Source organism: Edaphobacter sp., from assembly GCF_028283685.1.
In the GTDB taxonomy this organism is placed as follows: Bacteria; Acidobacteriota; Terriglobia; order Terriglobales; family Acidobacteriaceae; genus Edaphobacter.
On record NZ_JAPWKF010000008.1, the window covers coordinates 41,367 to 54,745 of the forward strand.

The 13,379-nt window shown below is 57.1% G+C and carries 7 protein-coding genes; 2 read left to right on the plus strand and 5 right to left on the minus strand.

The annotated features are described in order from the left end of the window. Positions 1 to 37: 37 nt before the first annotated feature. Both PW789_RS15220 and PW789_RS15225 read right to left on the minus strand, forming a co-directional pair. A complete protein-coding gene (locus tag PW789_RS15220) occupies positions 38 to 841 on the minus strand; it encodes a hypothetical protein (protein WP_299377993.1) in 804 nt (267 codons plus the stop codon). Next, entirely contained in the window at positions 841 to 4,188 is a 3,348-nt protein-coding gene (locus PW789_RS15225; protein WP_299377995.1) for a TonB-dependent receptor, read from the minus strand. The genes PW789_RS15220 and PW789_RS15225 overlap by 1 nt, the downstream gene beginning before the upstream one ends. Positions 4,189 to 4,498: 310 nt before the next feature. Here PW789_RS15225 and PW789_RS15230 point away from each other — a divergent pair, with 310 nt between their 5' ends. Continuing rightward, positions 4,499 to 5,881, plus strand: coding sequence for a hypothetical protein (locus tag PW789_RS15230; RefSeq protein WP_299377997.1), 1,383 nt, complete (start codon positions 4,499 to 4,501; stop codon positions 5,879 to 5,881). A 24-nt stretch (positions 5,882 to 5,905) separates the two neighbouring features. Here the strand turns inward: PW789_RS15230 and PW789_RS15235 are convergent, their stop codons facing one another. Genes PW789_RS15235 through PW789_RS15245 form a run of 3 tightly spaced genes read right to left on the minus strand, consistent with a single transcriptional unit; the run spans position 5,906 to position 9,672 of the window. Beyond that, positions 5,906 to 6,532 carry a response regulator transcription factor gene (locus tag PW789_RS15235; protein ID WP_299377999.1) on the minus strand — a complete coding sequence of 209 codons (627 nt, stop codon included), beginning with the start codon at positions 6,530 to 6,532 and terminating at the stop codon, positions 5,906 to 5,908. Further along, the gene (locus PW789_RS15240; protein WP_299378001.1) at positions 6,533 to 8,716 is read right to left on the minus strand and encodes a sensor histidine kinase; all 2,184 of its coding nucleotides are present in this window, start codon (positions 8,714 to 8,716) and stop codon (positions 6,533 to 6,535) included. It abuts the gene before it with no gap. After that, on the minus strand, positions 8,713 to 9,672 hold the full coding sequence (locus tag PW789_RS15245; RefSeq protein WP_299378003.1) for a substrate-binding domain-containing protein: 960 nt from the start codon (positions 9,670 to 9,672) through the stop codon (positions 8,713 to 8,715). The genes PW789_RS15240 and PW789_RS15245 overlap by 4 nt, the downstream gene beginning before the upstream one ends. A gap of 403 nt (positions 9,673 to 10,075) precedes the next feature. On the opposite strand from PW789_RS15245, the gene PW789_RS15250 reads away from it, so the two are divergent. Beyond that, complete coding sequence (locus PW789_RS15250) at positions 10,076 to 13,354, plus strand: carboxypeptidase-like regulatory domain-containing protein (protein WP_299378005.1); 3,279 nt, start codon at positions 10,076 to 10,078, stop codon at positions 13,352 to 13,354. The last annotated feature ends 25 nt before the right edge of the window (positions 13,355 to 13,379 follow it).

Sequence of the window (13,379 nt, forward strand, 5' to 3'; positions counted from 1 at the left end):
TGGAACGTTTACATTGGCCGCAGAAGCACGCTTGTGTTTACCGATTCGGAAGTAGGCTCTCGACCATCTCTGTTCTTTTGCGCTCAATCGTCCAGAGGTGTCCTGGCTTTGCCATGTCCCAGTCGAAGGCCTGGCCGTTGGTTGGGATCGTGATCGTACGAACGTACTCCAGTCGAGCACCGGCGGCGGGTAGCTTCAGGACATACATCTCCGGCAGGTCATGCCCGGTCACGTAGAGGAAGCCGTCCTTTCCCCATCGTCCGCCAGAGGCACTCATATGCCCGAATCGTTCGAGTACGTTTTGAGGAAACACCCATGAGCCCTGCTCCACAAACTGTGGGGTGTACTTCACGAGCAAGGTTGCGTTGTGATCGCGTGTGGGATCGCCACCTCTCCCATCGTAGTTGGCGTAGCAGATCCACCAAGAGCCGTCATGCCAGTCAACCCAGGTCATCGATCCGCGCGCCGCTCCGAAGCTATGGCTGCGCAGATGTTTCAGCGTATGCGTGCTGAACCATTCCACGGAGCTGATCTGGGGCAGATTGGGAAAGTTCGACAGGGCGCAGACTAATTCCTCCGCGACGACCGAACAGCTGTTCATGTGAATGAAGACGGCGGGATCGCCTTCAAACAGTTCGACTCGCTTGCCGGTGGTCTTGTCGTATTTGCCGATCCTGCTGTCAGCTATCGCGAAGACAAAGCTCCTATCGGAGGCGACACCCTGGTGGGCCTCATCGGCCGGGAGGCGCCGTAACTCCTTCGCTGCGGGATTCTCCTGGGTTTGTGCGCTGGCCAACCCGGCCAGCGCGGCCACTGCCACAGCTATGACTCGTCGTCGCATCAGTAGATCACCTTGACACCGAACTGAAGAATACGCGATGGGAAAGTGCTCGAGACCGTTCCACCGGAGGTTGGCGTACCTCCGACGGTACCGCTCATGCTGCTGTTGGTCGGCGAGACAAAGTTGGTGTGGTTGAAGAGGTTGTAGGCCTCCGTGCGGAACTGCACTTTGAGCCCCTGATCGCGCGCGCCGAAGGTCTTATTCAAGGCGAGGTCCGTGTTGTAGTACGACGGCCCAAGTCCCGGATTGCGCCCGAGGTTGCCAAAGGGATTGGGATTGCTGCTGGTGTTGGGCAGGGAGATCGCAGCGAAGTTCACCCACTGGATCGTGCTGCCGCTCTGGGTGCGTTTTACCAGCGGCTGACCTGCCACGCGATTAGGACGATACTGATTCGCACCACGATTGGTGGCCGTGAGGCCGGGGGAAACCTGGTTAGCCGAGGGCGGACTGTAGGTGACGTTGAACGGAGTTCCGGAAGAGAACTGGTTGATGGCGCTGAGCTGCCATCCGCCGATGAACTGATTCACGATACGACCGCTGCTCCCGAGAAAGGCTTTGCCGTAGCCGAAGGGAAGCTCATAGACGAGGCTGAGCGAGTCGATGATGGGCTGGTTGTAGTCTGACTGCGCATACTCGGCGGCCGGGTTGTTGGCGTCCTGTGGTGAGGGGCCGTTGCTGTCCTGTGAGGCGCTGTCGTTATCCATGCTCTTGCCCCAGGTGAAGGAGTTGAGCAGTGTGAGGCCGGCGAGAAAACGCTGCTCATACCGGACCTGCAACGAGTTGTAGTTGGAGTAGCCCGCATTGCGGGGATTGGTGATCTCGCTCCAGGTGGGGATCGGCCGTGCGAAGTTCTTGCTGGGATCGCGCTGGTTGTAGTTGCCAATCGTCTGGAGCTTCAGTCCATGGTTGCCGACATAAGCGACATCGAGGAGGGTATTCTTCATGAGCTGGCGCTGCACGGAGGCATAGTAGCTGTGCGCATAGCTGTCTCGTGTATGCCGCGGCATGTAGATGATGGTTGTCTTCAGAGGATCGAAGGTGTCGGTGAGACCGGCCGGGAAGCCCTCCTGCAGCCTGCGATAGCCTGAACCACCCGGAGTTTGCGCCACTGAGACGCTGATGGCCTGAGGTGCATTGATGGCAAGCAGCACTCCAGGACCTGCACGGGTGTAGTGGACATAACCGACGCCGTAGCCTCCGCGCAGTGAGGTCTTCTGATCGACCGAGTAGGCAAAGCCAAGGCGCGGCGCCCAGTCGTTGAGATCGGGGTCCATGAGAGTGCGGTCATAGACGCCACCACTTTTGGCGTGAAGCAATGTCGCAGTCGCGGGATCGAAGTTGGTGACGCGGTTGTCGCGATCGTAGTAAGGGGAGCCGTACTCCCAGCGAACGCCGAGGTTCAGTGTCAGTTTGGGGCTGACCTTCCAATCGTCCTGCGCATAGACATTGTGCATGTTCTGGCGCAGATAGGCGATGAAATAGCTGGAGAGAGCGTATTGGCTCGATGCCCCGAAGAGGAAGTCCGCCCAGTAGGTGTCCTGCGCAGCGGAGGTGCTGGTGCAGCCTGCCGCAGAGCGGGCGCACTTGCTGAAACCACCGCTGAAGCTGAAGCTGCCGCCGAGGGGATCGGTGTTCTGGACGGCCATCCACAGACGCTCAAACTCATAGCCAAACTTCAGAGAGTGCCTGCCATGCACGTAGGAGTAGTTGATCTTTGGATCGAGAATCGCGGGGTTCTGCCACTGCGGATTGGTGGACTGCCGCCCCAGGGTCGAGAAGCCGCCCGAGATCGACATCGTTGAGAGGCCGCCGAAGACAACAGGGTTGGTTGGACGTCCGGGGATGTCGAAGGAGGTATCTCCGATAGAGAGTGAGGCTTTGGATGCCTTGGTCCGATCGAGGCCGAGACGCACGTCGAGCAGCTGGTTGTTGGAGATGGTGTGTGTCCAGCCAAGTACGATCTGCTGATCGAGGATGCGTTGCACACCGTTGGACCCACCGTCGAGGGGCAGCGGCAACGTGGGGAAGTTGACGGCGTTCTCTTTGCGATCACTGATCCGCGCGAACAGAGCATCGCGCCTGCTGGCCTGCCAATCGAGGCGCAGGCTGCCCTTATCCGAATTGTCGGTAAAACGCGAGGTGCCGCGATAGCTGTTCGTAGTCGAGGTGATGCTCGGGTCGATGGGGACCAGTTGATTGAGGTAGTTGACGACCTGCATCGAGATGGGAGAGATGTTCGGCGAGTTCAGAATGGAGGAACCGCGCGTGTAGGTTGTGCCGTTATAGGGGTCCTGCACGTCGACGGCAAGGATGCCCTGACGTTCCTTGGCAGTGGGAAGGCTGGCGAAGGCGACAGGAGCGACCACCTGGCGGAAGCCTTCGTAATCAACGAAGTAGAACAGGCGATCCTTGAGCAGCGGTCCGCCGAAGTTAGCGCCGAACTGATTCCGATTGAACTGAGGCTTGACGCCGCCTGTGGGAGCGAAGTATCCGGTCGCGTTCAGCTTGGTGTTGCGGATGAACTCATAGACGGTCGCGTGGAAACGGTTGGTGCCACCGCGCGTGGCGACGTTGACGGTCGCTCCGGGACCGCGGCCGTACTCGGCATTCATGCTGTTGGTGATGACGCTGAACTGGGAGACGGAGTCCGGCGGAGGCGTAATGATCTGATTATCGAAGCCCTGGTTGCTGGCGCTGTAGGAGTTGTTGTCGACGCCATCGAGAAGGAAATTGTTCAGTACCGAGCGCTGTCCGTTCACGCTGAATGTGCCGGCGCGCACCAGGCTGGACGTGTTGGCGCGAGGCGCAGCATCTGTTGTTGCGCGAACGCCGGTCACCAGGCCAAGCAGGTCAGCGTAGTTACGGGTCACCAGGGGAAGTGCCGCACTCTGGTAGTTGGTGACTACCTGCGAGCGCTGGCTGCTTTCTGTCTCAACCTGCAGGGCAACATCGCTGACCTCGATCGTCGTGTCGGTATTGCCTATCTTGAGGCTCAGGTCGATGCGTTGGCGTCCGCCGACGGCCAGGGTGATCTTGTCGGCCACGGCGCGGGAGAATCCGCTGGAGGTCGCCTCGATGCGATAGTTGCCCGGCTGGAGGGAGGAGACCTCGTAGTGTCCGGTCGGATCGCTGGTGGTCGTCGCCTGAATGCCAGTGTCGATGTTGGTGATCTGCACCGTCGCCTTTGGGACGCCGGCTCCGCTACCGTCGGCGATAGTGCCGACGAAGCTGCCGCGATCGAGCTGTGCCAAAGCGAGGCGATCAGCCATACAAAGGGCAAACAGACCGAGGAAGATCATGGTGATACGGGCGGCCAGGGTCGCAAAGGAGTTTCTTTGAGAGCGCATATATTTGTTTCGAGCCTCTTCAGAGTTCAGTGGGACGATCGGGATGCTGCTCCCTGCGGAAGAGAACACACCGCAAACAACCGGGGTTCCTGCAGGACTCGGAGATTGATTCTGCGTATGGAGAGATCGTGACCCAGATTCAGATTTTCGTCTGGACTTTTCACTGCGACTTCACTGTTAAATGCCTGCTAACCAAAAGCAGGCTACCGAGTTACATGTAGCGTCGAAACGCAGATTTCGCGTTCCGCGCCGGCACGATTCACATTCCCGTAATTCACATTCCGTGTAATCAAGCGAACGGACCAATCAGATGATCCTTGAGACAAGCTCTCGCGCGGAACGCGGGTACGTGCCGGAGGACGCCGACAGCCGGCGCAATCTGGTGAAGCGTATCGTCGCGTCCTCGGCCTTTACGAGATCGGCTCGGCTATCGGATTTTTTGAAGTACGTCTACTCTCTCGCGGAGAAGGGCCGGTTCGATGACATTCATGAACAGAACATCGGTTCCGCCGTCTTCGGCAGGACTCGCGATTACGATCCCGCGGTAGACAGCATCGTTCGCTCACATGCCAGCCGTCTACGCCATCGGCTGAAGAAATACTTCGAGGAAGAAGGGCACAACGAGCCGTTGATCCTTACGATCCCTCGGGGAAGCTATATCCCTTCGTTCGAGCCGCGTCCGCTGTGGATACCCCTCACTGAGAACGCACACACCGACACGACGACGGAGATCGCTGAAGAATTGCCATCCGCACTGAGAGAAGAGCCGAAGAAGGCAGCGGCTTCGAACGAAGAGTCTCGCAGCATCCAGCCCACATCGCGAACAACGGTCTTCCGCCTTCGGCTGGCGCTGGCGATCGCCGCAGTCGTCATCCTTTTTCTTGGTGGCGTGCTGGTCGCAAGACAGTCTGGCGCGGCGCACGTCAGGCAGGAGAGGCAAGTCGACCAGCATCCACTGTGGAAGGAATTTATTCCGGGCAGCGGAATGAAGACAGTTGTGGTTAGTTCAGACAGCGGTCTGGTGATGTACCAGCATCTGACGGGGCAACGCGTCTCACTGGCATCCTATGTTCGCGGCGACTATCTGAACGATACGAACTCTGCGTCGGTGTCTCGAGAGATTGTGCGGAAGTTCGGAACGAGACGATACACGCCCGCCGTCGATCTTTCGGTGCTCGAACGAGTAACGCGCATCTTCGAAGGGCGGCACGAACAATTCTCATTCCGGTACGCGAGAGATCTGCGCCTTGAAGACCTGAAGCAAGGTAATGCCATCCTGCTGGGCTCGGCTGAATCCAATCCGTGGGTGCAACTGTACGAGCCGTCGCTAAATTTTCATTTTCAGGATGACCTTCTGCACGACAAGGCACAGATGATTAACCTGCATCCCCGGCTGGGGGAGGCGACGCACTATGATTCAACGCCCCAGGATCCCACGCCGACGATCTATGGAGTTGCCGCCTATCGTTCGAATCTGCAGACGTCGGGCCATGTGCTCATCCTCGAAGGCCAGACGATGGCCGGAACTCAAACTGCGGCGGACTTCATCTTTGACGATGCCTATCTTCGTCCATTTCTCAAGAAGATCGAGAAGACAGGCGGAGTCATTCCAGGCTTCGAGGTCCTGCTCCGTTCCCGAAGCTTTGCAGGCCAGAGCTCGCGAATTGAGATCGTTGCTTATCGGGCGGACTAGAGCATCCAGAATCTGACCTAAGAATCAATCATCAAGACGTACCAGACCCTTCTGGATGGAGAGCGCGACTCCTTCGGTTCGGTTGGTGGTGCCGAGTTTCTTCAGCACGTTGATAACGTGATTGCGAACTGTATTTTCGCTGATGAATAGTTTGTTGGCTATCTCGCGGTTACGATAGCCGCGCGCCATAAGCTGCAGGACTTCGCCTTCGCGCACACTGAGGGCCTGCTCCGCAACTTTTTCCGCTAATTTGCTTGCTATATAGGGAGGGATGGCGCGCTGGCCCGCATGGACAGAGCGCACGGCGTCGAGGATTTCTTCCATGGACGCCGTTTTGAGAATAAAGCCCATGGCGCCCGCCTTGATGGCACGGAAGACATCTTCAGCCGAGTGGTAGTTGGTGAGGATGACGGCTTCGACGTGGGGCTGAAGTTTGCGCACCTCGGCCAGCAGCTCATCGCCACCCATGCCAGGCATCCGCAGATCGGTGAGCAAGACATCGATCGGTCGGCTCTGCAGAATGCCTAAAGCCTCCGTGCCCGAAGCGGCGGTCCCGACGACGTCGATACTGGTTTCGTAACGAAGCATGGCATGAAGTCCCATGCGCACGACGTTGTGGTCATCCACGATGAAGATCCGGATCGGGTTCATTTATGCCTCGCTCCTGGGGCGCCTTGAAATTCGGAATGGAGAAAAGCGAATGCGTGTGCGGACAAGTGTGCCATGTGGAGCCGTTACGCATAGGCATGTCCCCCTGCCGGGAGTTGAATCGATGTGAAGCGACGCCTTTACGGCAGCGCAGCGTTTCTGCATGGCTTGCAGACCAAGATGCGGTGTTACGGAGTCAGGCGAAAAGCCGATTCCGTCGTCTTCCAGTGTAAGGGTGACGGCATCTTGCGTGTAGTCGAGCGCGAGCCGCACGGTTGAGGCCTGGGCGTGGCGAAGAACGTTTGCCATGCCTTCGAGGGCAACTCGAAAGAGCACATCGGCGAGAGCTGGATCGAGGATGCAAGGTTCGCCGGAACGGCTGGTATGAATGGAAGGTCCGTGGTTGGCGCAAAGGTTGATGCTTGCCCGTTCGATGAGGCTGAGCAGGTCGCTGTTCTCGTGCCCCGTTGGATGGAGTGCAGCAATGAAGGCGCTGGCTTCACGATGCGTGCCGGCTACGACCTGGTAGATTTCATCGAGCTCCTCGACAAGACGTTCTTTGGGTACATTATTTCCTCGAGCATGTTTGCGCAGCCCCTGTAGGCGATAGCTGATGCCAGCGAAGCTTTGCGCCAGTGTGTCATGTACCTGGTGGGAGAGGCGTTCGCGCTCAGCGGTTATATCTGCTGCTCGAGATCGCGACGAGTGCATGACGATGTAGACGGCAGCCCCTGAGGCAAGTAATCCTGCAGCAGCGAGACAAAAGAGGCGCCAGCCTGCCAGCCATGATGGGCCTGAGAGGACATCGATATCGGCAGCGGATTGCACAAGGATCGTGAAGCTGCTGTTGAAGGAAGAACTGGCGGCGATCGTCGAGATGCCTCTCAGTCGAAGTGTGCTGCCGGATTGCAGCTTGCTTCTGCGCGAGCCGAAAGGGGCATTCTGAACCAATGCGTCAAAGTCCTGCCCGTCAGCATGAAGGGAAAGCACAACTGAGCCATTGGGCTGCACGGTACGAGAGACGAGCTGACCGATGACCTCAACGAGAGTTCCTTCAAACATACCGCTCGCTGCTTGTGCAGGAGTGATCGAGAGGGTTGAGAGAGCGGTTCTGTCGCGCGGCCCATCTACAGAGTCTGCGAGGAAGACTGGAACTCCAGCTTGCTCGGCCGGTTGTCCGATGGCATCCACCTCATCTCCGATGCAAAGGGCTCCTGGATCAGGTGGCATGAGACGAATGCCACCTGTCGCATCTTGTATGTAGAACGGTGAAATCGAAGTGATGACTCCATGAAGACGGACCCTGGAGTCAGTGCGCGGAGATGTTCGTGCATCGAGCACCGTGGTCAGTGGAACGGAGTCCGTCCTGTCGAGTTCCTCCTTGGAGATCGAGCGCGAATCCTCCTGCTGCGCCAAAAACGGATAGCCGGGCGGGGAGAAGATGTTGCGCATGCGATTAAGATCCTGCTCCCTGATGGGGTAAGCCGGTTCGGAGAGCGCGGGACCATGTGCGAGGATGCGATCGAGATCAGCCTGAGTCGCTTTGGCGATGGAGATGTCCTTCCAGGCGCTACCGGTATCCGTAGATCGCAGGCCGGCCTGACCATGAGTGATGCAGGTATTGGGAGGGTCCTGCAATGCTGCATATTGATGCATGCCAGTTACAAGATCCACGGCTTCAGCGGCGAGCTTGCATCGGAAGGCAACAACATGAAGACGGTACCAGCGCCCGGTTAGAACGGGCTCGCCCATGAAGACCGGGCGGCTCTCAAGCCACGAGTAGTTCGCTCGTCCCATGACCAGCGAGGCATCATTGGAGCGCAAGCCGACGTAATAACCGCGATAGGCGTTGGGGCCAACTTCTGGATTGCTGACGCGGAGGATGAGGCCCACATCGCCGCCATGTGCCAACAGGCGAAGCGTGGCGGTCATCTGATAGTCGCTCCAATTGGAAAAACCTGTAATCAGCTTGGAGCCTGCTGCATCGGAACCATTGATGACAGCGCCGTTTTGGAGACGCCAGAACCCGCCTACCGGAGTCCATTCCTGCGCTTTTTCAGAAGTAAACGAGTCGTGATATGGAAGTACCTGACGTCGAAGTTTTGTGATGCCAACAGCAAGAAAAATGCTGACGGTCATCAGGAGAACGGATAAGGATATCCAGATCAGGTTGCCGCGCTTCGTCATGGTCGCATCCAGTTGAGCAGAAGCACGCGCTGCGTTGCGTCAGAGTCGATGTCTTCGCGGGTAACGAGTAATGGTGCGACACGCGTGATAGTTGGCACAGGAAGCTGGTGGCGGTCACGCTGCATGTTGGAGATTGCGAGGCGGCCTGTGGTGCGTAAATCCTGTGCGATCACCGAGTCCACATCCCCGTGGCGCAAGGCAGCAAGGACTTCCACGCTTTGATCGAAGGCTATAACCTTAATCCGGTTGCCGGCATTTGCACGATGCACGGTGAGAGCGATCCAGTAAGCAGCATGGCTGTCGAGAGCGATGATCGCGTTGATGCTCGAGTCCTCCGAAAGAGCCTTGACCAACTCAGAGACAAACGCCCGGTTTCCTGAAGAGTTCGTGATGCGTACGGTAACAGTATCTTGCGGTACGGTTTGCTTCAGCGCAGAATCGACCGCAGTAAAACGGTCCTGACTGCCAGAACTGATCGTATCGATGCCGGCTATCAGGATGTGAGTGTGTGGCGGGGTGACAGCCTGAACGCGGGCCGCAGCAAGCTGTGCCGCAACTGCCAAATCTTCGACGACAAAAGAAAGATGCTGTTGCGGGGGGAAAAGAGCAGGATGCATAAGAACCACTGTGGGTATGCCGCGGGAGGCCGCCTGACGCACAACTCCATTAGCAGAGTAGAGGCGTGGAGGAGTGATTGCTATGCCATAGACATTGCGTGCGATGGCCTCTGCAACAATGTCGATCTGGCGCTGGGTATCCCCATCGGGAGGGCCATTGAATCGGACATGCAGGCCAGCATCATCAACAGCCTCATCCATGCCTGCATGCAGACAAAGGGAGGGCATGTCGGTCGAGAAGAGAGGAATCAGATCGATCTCTCGGCTGGGATGCAGGCCCTTGCATGCAGTGAGAGGCAGCGTAAGCAGCAGAAGCTGAAGAAGTCTTGCCAACCGCATCCTGTCTCGATCGAAGAACGCACGCGGCGCAGCGTCTTGCTGTCGCTTTGAATCCACAATGGCCCACCATCGAGTGATGAGGGCAAGTTAGCACCGGCAATTGCACCTGTCAACGTGCGCTCGCTAGCGGAATAGTCCAAATGAACTACTGCAAAATGCGCCGTTCCGCTCGTTGACCGTCCTGCGAATCGACGACTGTAATGGCGGTCGTCCATAGATCAAGGCAGGGCAGTGTGGCAGGAAGAAGGACCGCATGCGGAAGCAGATGATGGTGTTGAAGAAAAGAAAGAATATGTGCGTCATTACACAGCGGTGGCTCATACGATGCACATTGCTCGCAGTTTTTCTCATAGCGAAAAGTGCTTTGCAAGCCCAGGTTCTGACCGGAGAGATTGACGGGGCTGTGAGAGATAATTCTGGTGCGATTGTGCCTGGCGCGACCGTGACAATTACGAACACAGACCAGAATCTCACTGCGCGTGTCGTGAAGAGTGGAGCGCAGGGTGATTTCACAGCTCCTCTGCTCAAAGTGGGAACCTATGCGATTCAGGTTTCCGCCCCGGGATTTGCTTCCGTGAACATCTCCGGCATTGAAGTTCATGTGGGTTCCCCTGCAGCCATTCCCGTGACGCTGTCGCCTGGGGAGGTATCGCAGGCCGTCACGGTTTCGGCCAGCCAGGTAGCACCGCAATTGGATACGGCGGCCTCGGCGACGCTGATTCAAAGCCAACAGGTCACAGGGCTCTCACTGAGCAGCCGTAATTACCTGCAGTTGATGTATATCCAGCCGGGTATCAGCAGCGGAGTTCCGGGACCGGATGATCGCGGCAATATCACGACGAGCGGACAGGTCAATGCTCAGACCTTCTCTGTCAATGGAAATGGAACGGCGGCTAACGGCTACTTCGTGGATGGAGCAGACACGCTGAAGCGTGCAGGGCAGCAACCGGTCGCGTTCCCAGGTGTCGACTTTGTGCAGGAGATTAACCTTCAGCGCGCGAATTACGGTGCGGAGTTTGGCGGAGCCGGTGCGGCATTCGTAAGCGTTCAGACGAAGTCCGGCGCGGCGGACTTTCATGGCGGCGCATTCGGGTTTTTTCGCAGCCAGATCTTCAACGCAAACACCTACTTCAACAATCTGGCGAATGTACCCCGCGGCGGCCAACGCTATGCCGACTTTGGCTACTACCTGAGCGGTCCCGTGTGGATTCCTAAATTGATGGACAGGGCGAACGCAAAGACGTTCTTCTTTCTGGGACAGGAGTTCCTGCGTACACGGAACTCGGTGCAGCAGAATGTCACCAATATTCCTACGCTTGCGCAGCGCTCCGGAAGATTTGGAGTTCCGGTCTGTATCGCGTACACGGCTGGAGTCTGCACCGCGACAACAGAAAGCATTGGCTCGGTCAATCCCACTGCCCAGGGTTATCTCACAGATATCATCAACAAGCTGCCCGTTCCGAATAATCCAAACGATCCCCAGGGCCTGATCACACAGGCCAACGGCGATAACAACGAAACGCAGACGTTGATCCGCATCGATCACCAGTTCAACGACAACCTGAGCGTCTTTATGCGCTACCTGGACGAGCCGTTCAACCTGGTTGTACCGAATGGCTTTCAGGCGCCGACGAGTATCCCGGGAGTTGCCACTTCGCGGATGACGAATGGTTCGACGAACTGGCTTGGGCATGTCACGTGGGTGTTCCATTCGAATCATGTACTGGAAGGCGGCTACTCGCAACGGGCAAACTGGGTGACGGCGCAGGCGATCGGATCGATGCTTGCGACAAACTCGCCTGATATTCAGGTAGCTACACCGTACCCCGTTGTGATCGGCCAGGTGCCTCACCTGAGCATCAATGGTTCGACGTATGCAGTCTATTCTCCCTACAACGAGCGCACGCCGCTGCAGCAGATCTTCGTGAATAACACGAACACGCTTGGACGGCATACGCTGAAGTTTGGTGTGAACATCGAACTGATGAAAGGCGGCAGCACAACGGGATCTGCCAATGCAGGAAACTTTGCATTTGCGCCTGGAGCACTTCCAGCAGGTGGAGCGACGCAGTTTGACCAGGCATTTGCGAACTTCCTGCTCGGCGCTCCCTCGACGTTTACGCAAGGGAGCATCGATCCGGTAGCTGACTACAGAACGAACATCTACGAAGGATATGCGCAAGACGATTTCCATGCATCCAGTCGGCTGACGCTCACAGTGGGTCTGCGCTATACCTACTTTGCGGGAGCAACGAGTTCATCGCTCGGCGATGGTTATGGAAAGCTGCCGCTGCTGAACTTTGATCCCGCGCAGTATGACTCGACGCGCGCACCGACGATCAGCGGCACGGGTGTCATCTGCACCGTGGCACCGTGCGCCGGAGGAAAGGCACCGAACCCAGCGTACAGCCCGCAAAACGGCATTATTATTGGCGGCCAGAACTCTCCCTATGGAAACAACATTCAAACGACGCCTGGCAAAAACTTCGCACCTCGTTTCGGGTTTACCTATGACGTCTTTGGAGATGGAAAGACAGCGGTGCGTGGTGGCTTCGGACTCTACTACTTCTCGATTCCCGGGAACCAGTTCAAGTTTGCGCAATCGCAGAACTATCCAAACATCCTGAATACGACAATTTCGAATCCGTCGTTCGCAAATCCAGGCAATGGCGTACCTCAGTTCAGTGCGTCACCAAATCCTCTACAGGCGCTGCAGACGCACGATCCAGCACCCTATACGGAGCAATACAATCTGGATATCCAGCATCAGCTGCGCTGGGGGACGGTGGTCGACGTTGGCTACTTCGGAAATCATGGAGTGCATCTCTTCAGCAATATCGACATCAATCAGGCACCGCAGGGTGCGTACGCGGCAGCGGGTCTGATTTCGGGAAATGTGGTGACTGCGGCAAACACGCCATATCTTAACCAGATTCGGCCGTATCTGGGATATAGCTCGATTGTCACGCAGGCAAATCTTTTTAGCTCAAATTACAACAGCTTGCAGGCTTCGGTGAGGAAGCAGTTTGAACATGGCGGCGTCCTGACGGTGAACTACACGTTTTCAAAAGCATTAACGAACGCACGCACACCGCAAAACTCCGCAAACATCGCAGCCGAATACAGCCACACGGATCTGGATCGAACACATATTTTCAATGCGAGTGCGGTGTATCCACTGCCGTTCTTTCGTGGGCAAAAAGGATTCGTGGGACGGCTTGCCGGTGGCTTCGAAGTGAGTGGTATCGTCTCGTATGGTTCGGGACAGTACCTGACAGCAACGACATCCTCGGTGGATCCGGGCGGAGTCGGACTCCTCGTTGGTCCAGCGACAGGACGCCCTGACTACATCAGCAATCCGAATACGAACGCACCTCATGTGTTGAAGCAATGGTTCAATACAGGATCGTTTCGGGCGGTACCGGCTGGACAGTACAGGGTGGGCAGCGCTGGCCCTGACAATATTCATGGACCTGGCTATGAGAACTGGGATCTGAGCATGTACCGCACAGTGTCTCTGAAAGAGAAGTTCAGCCTGCAACTCCGTGCTGAAGCCTACAACACGTTTAACCATACGAACTTCACAACCCTGCAGACCCAGCTTGGAACCTCGAACTACGGCCAGGTCACAGGTACCGGCTCGCCGCGTGTACTCCAGTTTGGCGCGAAGGTGAAGTTCTAAAGGTTCAGCCCCGCGAGAAAGAAAA